Genomic DNA, 14,525 nt, shown 5'->3' on the forward strand with positions numbered 1-14,525 from the left:
TCATTGGGTATAGATAACAAAAAGGAGGGGAATCGATGGCTTCATCTCATTCAGAAAATGTGGAATTGTTTTCGCCCGAGTTTACACGCAATCCGTATCCGGTTTATTCCAAGCTCCGCAGTATGGACCCGATCCATCAAGTAAGGTTTCCGGATGGACAACGCGGCTGGCTTGTTACCAGTTATGAAGACGGGACAGCGGTATTGAAAGACCCCCGTTTTATCAAAGATTTCTCCAAGCTTTATGGCAGCAGTATGGACCAAATGTCAGTTTTTACACAAAACATGCTGTTTTCAGATCCGCCGGACCATAAACGGCTCCGAGGGCTTGCCCAAAAAGCGTTCACGCCGAAAATGATTTCAGGGATGCGTGAACGGATCGAGGAAATCACAGACGAATTATTGGAACAGATGGGGGACAAAGAACAAGTGGATTTAATCGATGAATTTGCTTTTCCGTTGCCCATCATCGTCATCTGCGAAATTCTTGGCGTGCCTTCGGAAGACCGGGACAAGTTTCGCCGGTGGTCGAACTCGTTGATTGAAGGGACCAGCGGTGAAGCCGGAGTCAGCGTTTACGAACACATGACGCAATTTGTGCAGTATTTAGGGCAGTGGTTTACAAAAGTGCGTGAACAGCCTGGAGAAGACTTGATCAGCAAACTCATCATTGCAGAAGAAGAAGGCGACCGGCTGACCGAAAAAGAACTGTATGGAGTCGTATCGCTGCTGATTATCGCGGGGCATGAAACAACCGTTAATTTGATTGGAAATACAGTCTTGTCTCTATTGGCCTATCCGGAACAGCAGCGGCTTTTAAAAGAAAATCCGGAATTGATCACTCAAGCGCTTGAGGAATCACTGCGTTTTAACGGACCCGTCGAGTTCAGTACATCGAGATGGGCAAATGAAGACATGGAATTCCAAGGGAAGCAATTTCATCGCGGCGATCTTGTCGTGGTGTCTTTAAATGCAGCAAACCATGATCCAAAAAGGTTTACGGATCCGGAAACTTTTGATCTTACCCGTGAAAAAAGTCCACACCTGGCGTTTGGAATGGGCATCCATTTTTGTTTAGGCGCGCCTCTGGCCAGGCTGGAAGGCGAAATCGCCCTTTCAAAATTGCTCGAAAAATTTCCTGATTTGGCATTAGCTGTGGACGAAAGCGAATTGGACTGGCGGCCTGGAATGATTGTCCGCGGAGTAAAAAAGATCCCACTTCGCATCCAGTAAAGGTTGGAGCATGCTTCCAGCCTTTTTGGTTTGCATTCTTTTTGAAAAGGGAAATTACGGGCTAACTCGCTATAGAAAGTTGGGATGATAAATGAAGCCCATTTCTTATGTATTCAAAGAAAAAATCTGGATTACGCCCGCCTTATACAGCATCGGTGCGATTCTATTGTCACTGGCTGCATTTTATCTCGACTTGCTCGTAATCGGCAAAATCACCGATTACATTCCTTCCATCTTTTTGACGAAAGTGGATGAAGGGCAAACCATCCTGGGGATTTTAACAGCGGCAATGCTGACAATGACGACGTTTACGTTTTCGACTGTGCTGGTCGTGCTGACTATGTATTCTTCCCAATTCTCTCCGCGTGCCCCTGAAAATTTCATCCGAAGCGCTACGACTCGCCACGTACTCGGCATTTTCCTTGGAGGCTTTTTATACAATATGCTGTCGCTTCTTTATATGCAGGAAGGGGTCTTCGACCATGAAGTGTTGTCGACATGGATCGGAATCGTCATTGTCTTTCTTTGCATTGCGACATTTGCCTACTATATCCATTTTGTCGCTACCAATATCCAAATTAGTACATTGATCAATAAACTAATCAAAGATGCTGAAAAAGTCATTGCTTATTACAAAGGGTTGTACGATCAAAAACACGCAACCTTGGAAAATTGGAAGCCGCAAACTTTGCAGGGAAAGGTGAAGGCGGAAAAAGCGGGCTATGTGCAATTTATCAATCTCGCGGAACTTGTGGAGAGTGCTGAAAAAGAACAAGCCGAGATTGAAGTTTTGGTGAAAATCGGGGACTATGTTTTTGAAGGGAAGCCAATCATGAAAATCCATTCGAACGGGTCCAATAAACTCGATTTGAAAGAAAGATTATTGATAGGAGATGAACGGACAGCTGAGCAGGATTTAGGGTATGCTGTGCAAAAAATCGTCGAAGTGGCGATTCGGGCGACTTCCCCGGGAAGACAAGACCCAAACACGGCCAACGACATTTTGGTACGGCTCGGCCATGTGCTTGGCGAGATGGGCCATTTGATGACGGACGGTTTGGTGTTGACGGATGAAACCGGCCATAACCGGCTGCTATACCGGTTTTCTTCTTATAGCGATATTCTTTACAAAGCTTTTTATCAAATTGTCTATCATAGCAAAAAAGACATCTCGGTATTTATTGCCATGGCCAATTCGTTGATTGTGGCGGCATCGATAGCACCTGAGATGAGGCACGATGCAATTTGGAAAATCATGCTTTATATTCTGGAAAGCATCAGCGAAGGGGAATTGAAATCATTGGACCGGGAATTTCTCCAGCAGAAAGTCGATGAGCTGGCAGAGCTGACCGGACATGAGAAAGTGATAATTGTGTAAGAAGATAGAACGAAATAATTAGAAAACAGGATTAAGGAGAAGAAAAGCGGGAAAAAAGCAATAACAACCAAGAAGGAGGAGAGAGCATGAATCATGTAAAAGCATTGGCCATGAAGTTTGTCATGATTGCTGCGGTCTTATTGGTTATTTTGACGTTATTCTTTGATGTGCCTTTTGTCGATACTTTATGGATCAGCTTGGTTCTGACTTTAGTGGCTTACGTGATGGGTGATTTGATGATCTTCCGCAAAGCGGGCGATCGCTCAGATCAAAACAAACGCAACGCAATTGCGACGGTTTCAGATATTGTCGTAGCGTTTCTAGTAATTTGGCTAATGGGTGAAGCGCTAGTGAGCAATGATGTGAACATCATTACCCCAGCGATTATTTCTGCCATTGTCATTGGCGGGGGTGAATGGTTCTTCCACAAATACTTGGATCGAAGCGTCTTCCCGGAAAAACAGAATCATCCTCATTCAACTGTACATTGACGAACAAAAAAAGGCCTTTTGAAAGGGCCTTTTTTTACGTCTATTTCGAAGTCACATCAATGCGTTCATGTGAACCGCCTGCTTGTTCGATTTTGTTGATCAGTGAACCGCTCATTTCAAAAATTCTGCCTGACGACATCTCGATGGAATCGCCGTTCTTAAAGTACAACGCAATGGATTCAACGGTATTGGTATTGTCTTTTTTCCCGATCCGCTCTTCTACTTTCTCAAAGTCCTCCCAAATATAGCTTTCTTCGGAGAAAGACAGCGGAGAGTTATAAAAGAATTCGTCCTCGGTCATATAATAATAATCGCTCAGCGACAACGAAACTCCAACAATTCCTAGAGCAAAAAGAATGCCGCTTATCAAGTATCTCTTTAAGCGATTTTCAAAAACTGCCAAGGCAATCAATCCGCACGCAACTAAAGCGATGCCAATGCCGCCTGTGATCAAAGAAAGATAGGAAGTGCCGACATAAAGAGCTGCTGGCGTAATAAAAACCGTTTTTAGCGGATAGAAAACGGCGGTTGGTGCAATAAGCGATGAAATAAAAAGGATAATCGCAAACGTGATGTAGACAATTCTCCTTTGGTCAACAAAATCATACATGGTACATATCCCCCTAACTGGTCCAATCTGGATGTTGATAGTCCGGTTCTATATGTACGTGTATGACGCAATTCGGTTTCACTTTTTGGATTTTTCTTTCAATTTCCTCGGTAATCCAATGGCTTTCGATGACGTTCAGCTCCGGATTGACGGCGACGGTCAAATCGATAAACATGACATTACCGTGATTTCGTCCTTTAAAGTCGCGCAGCACACTAACGCCTGGAACTTTGCGGACAAGAACGGACATGGTTTCCACTTCCTCTTCATCGAACCCGTCGGTCAAGGTCAGCACTGATTCTTTGAAGATGTCCAAGGCTGTTTTAATAATGATAACGCCAACGACGAAAGCCGTAATCACATCAAGAATCGGTGCACCGAGAACAGCCCCGGTAATCCCGATCCCTGCACCTATGCTGACTAAAGCATCTGAACGGTTATCATAGGCCGCAGCGCGTACTGCCGAGCTTTTGATTTCCTTGCTGAGTTTCAGGTTATAGCGGTAAACCAAGTACATGACCACTGCACTGAAAGCCGCAATGCCCGCTGTATAAAGTGAAGGGGTCTCCGCTGCGGGTTCGAAAAAGCTGCGGACGGCACCGCTAAGCACTTGAAGCCCGATCACCGCCATGATGAAGGAAGCAAGCAGCGAGGCAATCGTTTCTGCCCGCAAATGGCCGTAATGATGATTTTCATCCGGCGGCTTTTGAGAAATGCGAAGCCCGATTAATACGGCTAATGAAGCAATAATATCCGTTAAATTGTTTAATCCGTCTGCTGTCAAAGCTTCCGAGGAGCCGGCATATCCGAAAAAGAGCTTGATCGCGCTTAGGAAAACATATGCCCCGATGCTGATCCATGCGCCTTTTTCCCCTTTGCGCAAATTTGTATAAAGCTCCATAAAGTTTCCTGCCTCCAAGTCTTCTAAACAAAGGGAAACGACTCTCGAATGAGAGCCGTTTCGTTTGATTGTCCAATTATAGGGGTTCTGACTTTTGCACTTCCAAATAGAGGATATGATGTCCATCTACATCTTTAGCTAAAAATTCATAGCCCTGTTCAATAATTTTTTGTCCTCTTATTGTATCAAAACTCTCCGACATAAACCAGCCTCCGATAGTATCAATATCGTCGTCGGCAATATGGATGCCTAATAATTCATTGATATGGCCAATCAGAATTTTAGCATCCACAAGGTAATGGCCGTCGCCAAGCTTTCTGATTTCCGGAATTTCATCCCCGTCAAATTCATCTTGAATTTCACCGACGATTTCTTCCAGAATGTCTTCAATGGTCACCAGGCCGGAAGTGCCGCCGTATTCATCTTGGAGAATCGCTAAATGAATGCGTTCTTGCTGGATTTTTAATAAAAGTTCGTTGATTTTGATCGTTTCGATGACTTGGATAACAGGTTTGATGAAATGTTCCACCGTTAACTCTCCAGCAGAAGGATCGTGGATAAAAGCGGCCATTAAATTCTTCATATTGACGACGCCTAAAACATGGTCTCTATCACCGTCGATGACAGGATAGCGTGTGTATTGCTGAACGCCGACGGTTTTGAAAACTTCCAGGAGAGTCGAATCTTTTTCCAAAGTGCACATGGCCGTCCGCGGAACTTTGATTTCTCTCGCGATGCGTTCATCAAATTCGAAAATCTTATGGACATACTCAAATTCCGATACATTGATTTCACCGTTTTTCAAACTGTCGCTTAAAATGGTTTTGATGTCTTCTTCCGTATGTGACCATTCTTTTTGGCTCATCGTAGAAAAACCGAATAACGATGAGAACAAGCGCGCAGCAGCTTTGAAAATGGCAATTGGTATATAGAGAATACGGTATGTCCAAATGAGAAGGGGAGCATTTGCCAGTAAAATGTTTTCAGCTTTCTGCGTAGCGATTGTTTTCGGTATCAGTTCACTGATGATGACGAGTGCGAAAATAAGAAGCGAAAATAAGATGAAAATCGCAATTGTACTAGGCTCATTATCGGCTATTTCGGAAATTGCCAACATTGCAGGGAAGAAGTGGTCAGCAATCGAGTAGCTTAGCCAGCCGCTTCCAAGAATGGAAATCACGATGCCAAGTTGACAAGCAAATAAATAATCATCGGCATTGGCTATAATGCTTTTTACAGATTTGGGTTTTGGCTGTCCATTTGCAAGCAATTGGTCGATTCGGGAGATCCGGACTTTCACTATCGCAAACTCACTGGCTGAAAAAAAAGCCAAGGCTGCGATTAAGACAGCAAAAGCTGCCAATTGTATGGGGATGTCCAAATAGCTCCTCTGCTCCATTTCCTGAGAAGAAAAAGAAGCAGAGTTTTCACCTCCTGATTTAAAAAAGCTTGAGTTTAATTAATGATAAAATAGTTCGGTTAAAAAAACAAATTATTCTGAAAACAAATTTACAAAGTTGTAATATGATTTCATATAAGTAATCAGTTATGCTTTTAGAAACAACGTAGATAAGGAGAGGCTTATGAAAAAATCGACTTATGCAGAAATCTTAAAAGCATCCACAAAACTGGGGCTCACTTCTTTTGGGGGTCCGACAGCCCATCTTGGGTATTTCAGGGAAGAATATGTCGTGAAAAGAAAATGGCTGGATGACAAAGCTTACGCAGACTTAGTGGCTTTATGCCAATTTCTTCCTGGCCCTGCGAGTTCCCAAGTCGGGATTTCAATCGGAATGCTGCGAGGCGGATTATTCGGAGGATTCTTGTCTTGGTTCGGCTTTACGATGCCGTCCGTTATTCTTCTCGTTCTTTTTGCCATATTGGTGACGAACGGCTCTTTTGACAGCGGCTGGATTCAGGGATTAAAGATTGTCGCAGTTGCTGTAGTTGCGCATGCTTTACTTGGCATGGGGAAGTCTCTAGCGCCGGATAAACCAAGAATTGCTTTGGCGGTGGGCGCTGCTGCAGCGATTTTATTGATGCCGACAGCCTGGGCACAAATTGGCGTTATACTGATTGCCGGAGTAATCGGTTACCTGATTTACCGGAAGGAAGAGGCACCAGAAGCGGTGAAACTCGTGCTGACTTTCGGAAAAAAGACAGGACTGGCGGCCTGGATGATTTTTGCCGGTTTACTAATCGGATTGCCGCTGCTCCGTCCAATCATTGAATCGAGTTATTATGCCATCTTTGATATTTTCTACCGGGTTGGTTCGATTGTTTTCGGAGGCGGGCATGTCGTACTTCCTATGCTTGAGCGGGAAGTGGTCCCGAATTGGATGACTGCGGACCTATTCATTTCAGGTTACGGAGCGGCCCAAGCGGTACCAGGTCCGTTATTTACATTAGCCGGTTATTTAGGGCAGCTGATGGACGGCGGAATGGGGGCAGCGCTTGCCGTGATTGCGATGTTCTTGCCTTCGTTTTTATTGGTGGTCGGAACTTTGCCGTTCTGGAGCATCATCCGCACAAAATCTTCTGTCCAAGCTGCCTTGAAAGGGGTCAATGCAGCTGTCGTCGGAATCTTGCTTGCTGCCTTGTATGATCCGGTTTTCACTTCATCTATCCGGGTGCCGGCAGACTTCGCCATTGCAGTGTTTGCCTTTGCAATGTTAGTCTATTTTAAACTGGCACCGTGGATTGTTGTTTTGATAACGGCATTGCTTGGTGCAGGAGCATATGCAGTTCTATAACAAGGAGGAAGCAAGATGTCTGTGCAGAAAGATCCAATGGATTTGTTCGCTCTTTATAAAGAAGAATTTTATCAAAGTAAAAATCAGCTATACATGGACGGGAATTCACTCGGATTAATGTCGAAACGATCCGAACGAAAGTTGATCGAACTAGCGGATAGCTGGAAAGTTTACGGAATTGAAGGCTGGACTGAAGGAACTCATCCTTGGTTCTCTTTAGCGGAAAACTTGAGTGCAAGAATAGCACCGCTTGTCGGCGCCAAGCCGAACGAAGTGATGGTTACAGGTTCGATCACGGCGAATATCCACCAAATGCTGTCGACCGTTTTTCAGCCGACGGAAGAGCGGTTTGCAATTGTCGTCGATGAATTGAATTTTCCATCTGATATTTATGCAGTGGAGAGCCATCTGCGCCTCCGCGGTTTAGACCCAGAAACGGCTATGAGAAAAGTGAAGAGCCGGGATGGCTACACATTAAAAATGGAAGATATCGAAGAACAATTGACGGATGATGTTGCCGTTTTGCTATTGCCATCCGTCTTATACCGGAGCGGCCAATTATTGCCGATGGAAGAGATTACAAAAGCTGCACATGAAAAAGGCATACTCGCCGGTTTTGATTTGGCTCATTCAATTGGGGCACTTCCGCATGCCTTACACGGCATTGGGGCAGATTTTGCTGTCTGGTGCCATTATAAATACATGAACTCCGGACCAGGAGGCACGGGTGGGCTCTACATCCATGAACGTCACCATCACTTGCTTCCGGGAAATGCCGGCTGGTTTGGGTCAGACAAAGCGAAACAATTCGATATGGACCATCAGTTTTCCAAAGCGGAAGGGGCTGGTGCCTATCAGATCGGCACGCCGAATATTTTCAGCATGGCGCCGCTTCTTGGAAGCATAGAAATTTTCGAAGAACTGGGCATCGATAAAATTCGAGAGCGCTCTCTGCAATTGACGAACTATCTGCGTGAATTGATTGCAGAAAAACTGCCGGAATTTCAAGACGTGACCCCAACAGCGGCCGAAGAGCGGGGCGGGCATATTGCGCTTGCCCATAAAGAAGCGGCACGAATCTGCAAAGCGTTAAAAGAAGCGGGAGTGGTTCCGGATTTTCGCGCCCCGGATATTATCCGCCTCGCACCTGTAGCATTGTACATTTCTTTCAAAGATGTAGAGGAAATGGTAGAACGCTTGGAAAAGATCATGAAACAGGAACTTTATAAAAACTATTCCAATGAAAGAAATGTGGTGGCATAAATGAAGAACACAGAAATCATTGATATCACGATGGAGTTAAGCAGCCAGACGCCCGAATGGCCGGGAGATGTCGCGTTTGACTATAAACTATCGGTCACGAAAGAAGAAAGCGGTTCAGTGAATGTGGGCCAGTTCAAAACAAGTACCCATATCGGCACCCATGTGGATGCGCCTTTCCATTATAATGACGATGGCATCAAAATAGATGAATTGCCTTTAGATGTTTACCGTTCAGCTGCTCAAGTTGCAGATGTACGGGGACTAACTAAAATCACGCCGGAAGATCTGCCAGAGCTGGAAGAAGGCGTAACGACACTCTTATTAAAATCAGATACATGGAAAGACCGTACGCAATTTCCGGACTTTTGGCCGCTGTTTGATCCGCGCATAGCTGAATGGATGGTTGAAAAGGGAATTAGGCTGCTAGGAGTCGATGTTCCTTCAGTGGACGCCGAAACGAGCAAGGAATTGCCGACGCATATGTCCATGAACCGAAATGGCCGATTTATCCTTGAAGGCATTGTCTTAGATGATGTGGCAGCAGGGGTCTATGAACTGATTGCTCTGCCATTAAAAATCAAAGGGGCGGAAGGCAGTCCGGTGCGTGCTGTTCTATACCGTTAAAAAATTTCACACAATAAAACCCTCCACTTAGCCATCAAGTGGAGGGTTTTACATATAGTTAGACCGGAAATACGGTTCTAAGCCTTTTATATTCATAGCGATTTCATCGCATACTTCCTGGTAGATCGCCCATTGCTCCGATTCATCTGCCGCACGCAATTCAGGATTGCGGATATTCCAGCGAACTAACTTTTGTGCTGGCAAATCGGCTGGAATGTCAGCAAATTCAAAATCCCCATCATGCAAGGCAATGATCAAGTCCGCTTCGCTCACTTCTTTGGAATCATAGGAGCGCGGCTCTACATCTGGTACATCCAGAACAATTTCTTTCATGATTTCATAGGGGGTATCCGACTGTAATGGCTGGCCCCAAGCGGCACTCCGAATATCCCAATCTGGGAGATTTAAGCGGTTGGCCCAAATTTCAGCCATAAGCCCGCGATGCTGTTGCGGAGACAGGAAATAGACCGTATGTTTAGTCATAGCTGTGCCCTTCTTCCTTTATACAAATTCCTTTTTTCTCTTAGTAATGTTTACCCATCTGTAATATTTGTAAACTAATATTTTTATGTGGTTTTATTGAAAGTTTTGGAGCAATAAGGAAGCCTGGCCAGCAAAGCTTATTTCTAAGCTCGTGGACCAGGCTGTCTTACTTGACCACTAGCACGGAACAAGGTGCTTCTTTCAATAATTTCTTGCTAACAGATCCGACGAAGAATTTTTGAAGCCCTGATTTTCCGCTATTGCCGATAATCAGCAAATCAATCTGCTGCTCCTCGATAAAAGCGGGGATCATTTTTGAAGCATTGCCTTCAAGCGCTAACACATTGCCTTCTATTTGATGGGCATCGAGCTGCTGTTGAATGGCGTTATGCATATGCTTAGAAAATTCAATCGAGTCATCTGCATAATCACTCGGAACACGGTAGCCATCATCGCCGATTTCCGGCGGCATGAACTGGGCATAATTGCTGTCCACGTTTGCCGATACCACTGGGGCGGAAGCGCCTCCGGCTTCCATGAAACCGATGTTTTCTTTGACTTGCTCGTTAACGTAAATGACGTTCAATTTGCTTTCAGGAAAGGACTTTTTAATTTCAAGTGCTTTATCCAACGCAATTTTGCTGCCGTCAGATCCATCGTATGCCACTGCCAGATTCTGATACATGTGAAATTCCTCCCAACCTGCTTCTTTACTAGTAAACTACCCTTCATTCAAATTCTAGAAACATCCGGCAAATGCGGCCTTAAAAAATAAATTCAAAAAATCTTGACAATTCAAAATTGTTGGTGGTAATCTTAAAGTACTAAATCGGAGAAAAGGGAGGTTATGACAATGAAAAAAATAGCATTTGTACATTCATCAAAGTTAATAGCATTGTCAGGTCTGCCTAAATTTTCCCGTTGAATTAATTCGGTAACTGGATATCCAGGGGCAGGTCTGCAAACCTGCCTTTTTTTCATGCGCGTGCGCCTAAAAATAGGTGCGCGCTTTTTTGGGTTTAATCAGCGAATGCTGTTTAAATAAATAAGAAAATCGAAGGAGAGAATGAAGATGAAAAGACTTCAGCAACGGAAAATCATGATCAAGGAATCGCTAGAAGGCGATTAGTTAAAATCGAAGCAGAGAGAAGGAATAAGAAATGTTTAGTGTTTTATGGAAATTAAGATGGTTTTTTAAAGAAAATTGGCTGCGCTACACCATTGCAGTTGGACTATTATTCATTGCGAATATCCTTGAAATCATCCCGCCTTGGCTAATCGGAGTTGCCATCGATTCGATTGCCCAGGAACAATTAACGGTTCAATTGCTATGGCAATATGTCGGCGTTTTGGCCATTTCGATGGTTCTCGCTTATTTGATCAATTTTGTCTGGCAATATCAGCTGTTCGGAGGCGCCTATGTCATCGAGCGGCAGCTCCGGTCCAGTTTAATGGGTCATTTCTTGAAGATGACGCCGACGTTCTTTGAAAAAAACCGGACGGGCGATTTGATGGCGCGAGCCACCAACGACTTGCGGGCAATTTCAGAAACGGCGGGATTTGGTATTTTGACGCTGGTCGATTCGACGCTTTATATGGCAACCATCATTGTGGCCATGGGCTTCTTGGTATCATGGGAATTGACTTTGTTTGCGTTGATTCCGCTGCCGATTTTAGCGATTATCGTACAAATATTGGGCAAAAAAATCCATGTGCGCTATATGGCGGCGCAAGATGCATTTGGTGATATGAATGACAGCGTATTGGAATCGGTGGGAGGCGTCCGGGTCGTACGCGCTTATGTACAAGAGCGGTCATCCGAAAAAGATTTCGCACATATGACTGAAGATGTCTACGAAAAGAACATGGCCGTTGAACGGATCGATGCCCTATTTGCACCGGTTACAAAAGTGTTGACGACGATCAGCTACATGATCGGCCTCGGCTACGGTGCCTTCTTAGTAGCCGAAGGAAGCATGACGCTCGGTGATTTGGTTGCATTCAACGTCTATTTAGGAATGATCGTTTGGCCGATGTTTGCCATTGGCGAATTGATCAATACCTTGCAGCGAGGCAATGCGTCGCTCGACCGGGTCAATGAAACTTTGGATTACAAAGAAGATGTCGTTGATCCGGAGCATCCGAAATTCACGGAAAAACCTGAGCATATCGGTTTCCGGAATTTCAACTTTACGTATCCGCAATCGAGTTCGATCAACTTGCAAGGCATCAATTTGTCGATGAACAGTGGGCAGACGCTCGGAATCGTCGGGAAAACGGGGAGCGGAAAAACGACTTTCGTCAAACAGTTGATGCGGGAGTATCCGCTCGGTGATGGCTCGATTTCGATGAACGGCATCGATTTGAGCGATTTATCGAAAGACCAGCTTCGCGGCTGGATCGGCTACGTGCCGCAAGATCATGTGTTATTCTCCCGTACCATCCGCGCCAATATCCTTTTCGGAAAATCGGATGCGACAGAGGAAGATATCGAAAATGCCATTCGCTTGTCTCATTTTGAAAAAGATTTGGCAATGCTGCCGAATGGTTTGGAAACTTTGGTCGGAGAAAAAGGGGTGGCTTTATCGGGCGGACAGAAGCAGCGCATTTCCATTGCCCGTGCACTCATCAAAAATCCGGAAATCCTTATTTTGGATGATTCGCTGTCTGCTGTCGATGCGAAGACGGAAGCGAAGATTATCGAAAATATCCAAGCAGAACGAGCCGGAAAAACGACCATTATTACGACGCATCGTTTATCAGCTGTGCATCATGCAGACTGGATCGTCGTACTCGATGATGGAAAAGTCATCGAAGAAGGAACCCATGAAGATTTGCTGAAAGCTAAAGGTTGGTACAATGAGCAATACCTCCGTCAGCAGATCGAGGAGGTGTAAAAATGGGGACAGGAAAACGTTTAGTTAAATACGCAATGCAATTTAAAAAGATTTTACTCGGGGGCTTGATGCTTTTAGCCGTGGCAGTGGCAGCCGATCTGGCAGCGCCGCTCATTGCGAAAGAAATCATCGATAACCACATCGCACCAGCAAACGGAACTGTGAATTTTGAACCGATCGCCTATCTATTGGCCATTTTCCTTGGGCTTGGTGTAGTGGCTTCCATCTTCCGGTACCTGGAATATATCTTCCTGCAAAAAGGGGCGAACAGCATCATCAAAAAGATGCGGAACGATGTCTTCGAACATGTTCAGACCTTGCCGATCCGCTATTTTGATAGTTTGCCTGCAGGTAAAGTAGTTTCCCGAATCACTAACGACACAGAAGCCATCCGGGAACTGTTCGTGACCGTGTTGTCTCAATTTGCTACTAGCTTCATGTATATGGCGGGGATTTATGCAGCTTTGTTCTATTTGGACTGGCAGCTCGCGGCGATGATGCTCGTATTGATTCCGCTATTATACGGCTGGATGCTGGTATACCGGAAATTCGCAGCGAAATACAATCATGTCGTACGTGAAAAATTGAGCGATATGAATGCGATCATCAACGAATCGATTCAAGGAATGACCATTATTCAGGCTTTCCGACGCGAAAAACAGATGAAAAATGAATTCGAGGAATTGAATGATAAGCATTACAAATTCCAGCAAAAATTATTGATATTGGAAGCGGCTGCTTCCCATAACATGGTTGGAGTTTTGCGCTCGCTCATCTTCATTTTATTCATTTGGTATTTCGGAACGGCTTCAATGAGCGTCAATTCAGCTGTCACTGTCGGTGTTTTGTATGCGTTTGTCGATTACATTATCCGCTTGTTCAACCCAATCAGCGGAATCGTCAATCAGTTCGCGAAATTGGAACAGGCCTTAGTTGCGGCAGAACGGGTTTTCCGTTTGCTTGACCGCACCGGCGAACCGGTCAGCGATGAGAAAATTGCCCGTTACCGGGGAAATGTACGGTTTGAAAAGGTCTGGTTTGCTTATGAGGAAGATGAATATGTATTGAAGGATATTTCATTTGAGGCAAAGCAGGGCGAAACAGTGGCATTAGTGGGGCATACGGGATCTGGAAAAAGTTCCATTATGAACTTATTGTTCCGCTTCTATGACGTCACGGAAGGTGCCATTAAAATTGACGGCATGAATATCAATGATATGACACGCCAAGCGGTCCGGGAACATATGGGCATTGTTTTGCAAGATCCTTATTTGTTCACCGGTACGATTGAATCCAATATTACACTCGGCGATTCGCGGATTTCGCGGAAACGGGTGGAAGATGCGCTGGCTGCGGTCGGCGGCGAGCGGGTGTTGAAGCATTTGCCGAAAGGCATCGACGAACCGGTTGTCGAAAAAGGAAGCACCTTATCTTCCGGGCAGCGTCAATTGGTATCATTTGCCCGTGCACTCGCATTCGACCCGGCCATCCTCATTTTGGATGAAGCCACTTCGAATATCGATACAGAAACGGAAGAAATCATCCAGCATGCGATGGAAGTGCTGAAAAAAGGGAGAACAACCTTTATAATTGCGCACCGTCTGTCGACCATTAAAAATGCGGACCGCATTTTGGTGCTCGACCATGGCCGGATTGCCGAATCGGGTTCACATGATGAATTAATGAAACTCGGCGGCCAATATTACCAGATGTATCAAATTCAATCAGGGATGTCTCCTACCCAAATTGTTGGGTAAGGGGCATTCCCTTTTTTATTGTTGGGGAGTTTAAGAAGGGGGAAGAAATCGCTCCAGGCGGACGCCTTCCGCTCTTTCTTTTAGAATGTATGTAGGAATATACAGTTAACAGTACTAACCTTATTGAAGGAAAACC

Annotated in this window: 13 protein-coding genes; 8 read left to right on the top strand and 5 right to left on the bottom strand. The window is 45.0% G+C overall.

Annotated features, from left to right (window positions below; all coding sequences use genetic code 11):
* Positions 1 to 35 precede the first annotated feature (35 nt).
* The 3 genes from L0M13_RS05385 (at position 36) to L0M13_RS05395 (ending at position 3,101) form a co-directional block, all read left to right on the top strand.
* Positions 36 to 1,232, top strand: a complete 1,197-nt coding sequence (locus tag L0M13_RS05385) for a cytochrome P450 family protein (RefSeq protein WP_235198634.1) — start codon at positions 36 to 38, stop codon at positions 1,230 to 1,232.
* Positions 1,233 to 1,323: 91 nt separating this feature from the next.
* Positions 1,324 to 2,610 carry a DUF2254 domain-containing protein gene (locus L0M13_RS05390; RefSeq protein WP_235198635.1) on the top strand — a complete coding sequence of 429 codons (1,287 nt, stop codon included), beginning with the start codon at positions 1,324 to 1,326 and terminating at the stop codon, positions 2,608 to 2,610.
* Positions 2,611 to 2,696: 86 nt separating this feature from the next.
* Complete coding sequence (locus tag L0M13_RS05395) at positions 2,697 to 3,101, top strand: YndM family protein (RefSeq protein WP_235198636.1); 405 nt, start codon at positions 2,697 to 2,699, stop codon at positions 3,099 to 3,101.
* 40 nt (positions 3,102 to 3,141) lie between these two features.
* Here L0M13_RS05395 and L0M13_RS05400 read toward each other — a convergent pair whose 3' ends face one another.
* The 3 genes from L0M13_RS05400 to L0M13_RS05410 all read right to left on the bottom strand — a co-directional run bounded on the left by L0M13_RS05400 (position 3,142) and on the right by L0M13_RS05410 (position 5,993).
* Positions 3,142 to 3,711, bottom strand: coding sequence for a hypothetical protein (locus L0M13_RS05400; protein ID WP_235198637.1), 570 nt, complete (start codon positions 3,709 to 3,711; stop codon positions 3,142 to 3,144).
* A 13-nt stretch (positions 3,712 to 3,724) separates the two neighbouring features.
* Positions 3,725 to 4,612: a cation diffusion facilitator family transporter gene (locus L0M13_RS05405; RefSeq protein ID WP_235198638.1), complete on the bottom strand. Its 888-nt coding sequence runs from the start codon at positions 4,610 to 4,612 to the stop codon at positions 3,725 to 3,727.
* Between the two features lie 76 nt (positions 4,613 to 4,688).
* The gene (locus L0M13_RS05410) at positions 4,689 to 5,993 is read right to left on the bottom strand and encodes a hemolysin family protein (protein ID WP_235198639.1); all 1,305 of its coding nucleotides are present in this window, start codon (positions 5,991 to 5,993) and stop codon (positions 4,689 to 4,691) included.
* A gap of 202 nt (positions 5,994 to 6,195) precedes the next feature.
* Between L0M13_RS05410 and chrA the strand changes: the two genes are divergently transcribed.
* The 3 genes from chrA to L0M13_RS05425 are packed head-to-tail and all read left to right on the top strand — an operon-like array spanning position 6,196 to position 9,252.
* Positions 6,196 to 7,365: a chromate efflux transporter gene (gene chrA / locus L0M13_RS05415; RefSeq protein WP_235198640.1), complete on the top strand. Its 1,170-nt coding sequence runs from the start codon at positions 6,196 to 6,198 to the stop codon at positions 7,363 to 7,365.
* A 15-nt stretch (positions 7,366 to 7,380) separates the two neighbouring features.
* Positions 7,381 to 8,628: a kynureninase gene (gene kynU, locus L0M13_RS05420; RefSeq protein WP_235198641.1), complete on the top strand. Its 1,248-nt coding sequence runs from the start codon at positions 7,381 to 7,383 to the stop codon at positions 8,626 to 8,628.
* A complete protein-coding gene (locus tag L0M13_RS05425) occupies positions 8,629 to 9,252 on the top strand; it encodes a cyclase family protein (RefSeq protein ID WP_235198642.1) in 624 nt (207 codons plus the stop codon). It begins immediately after the preceding gene.
* 48 nt (positions 9,253 to 9,300) lie between these two features.
* On the opposite strand, the gene L0M13_RS05430 is transcribed toward L0M13_RS05425, so the two are convergent.
* Positions 9,301 to 9,735, bottom strand: coding sequence for a low molecular weight phosphatase family protein (locus L0M13_RS05430; RefSeq protein ID WP_235198643.1), 435 nt, complete (start codon positions 9,733 to 9,735; stop codon positions 9,301 to 9,303).
* Positions 9,736 to 9,901: 166 nt separating this feature from the next.
* Positions 9,902 to 10,420: a universal stress protein gene (locus tag L0M13_RS05435; protein ID WP_235198644.1), complete on the bottom strand. Its 519-nt coding sequence runs from the start codon at positions 10,418 to 10,420 to the stop codon at positions 9,902 to 9,904.
* Positions 10,421 to 10,895: 475 nt separating this feature from the next.
* Here L0M13_RS05435 and L0M13_RS05440 point away from each other — a divergent pair, with 475 nt between their 5' ends.
* Positions 10,896 to 12,632, top strand: a complete 1,737-nt coding sequence (locus L0M13_RS05440; RefSeq protein ID WP_235198645.1) for an ABC transporter ATP-binding protein — start codon at positions 10,896 to 10,898, stop codon at positions 12,630 to 12,632.
* 2 nt (positions 12,633 to 12,634) lie between these two features.
* Positions 12,635 to 14,389, top strand: coding sequence for an ABC transporter ATP-binding protein (locus tag L0M13_RS05445; RefSeq protein WP_235198646.1), 1,755 nt, complete (start codon positions 12,635 to 12,637; stop codon positions 14,387 to 14,389).
* The last annotated feature ends 136 nt before the right edge of the window (positions 14,390 to 14,525 follow it).

Origin of the sequence: Planococcus sp. 107-1, assembly GCF_021513255.1 — a bacterium.
Classification (GTDB): Bacteria; Bacillota; Bacilli; order Bacillales_A; family Planococcaceae; genus Planococcus.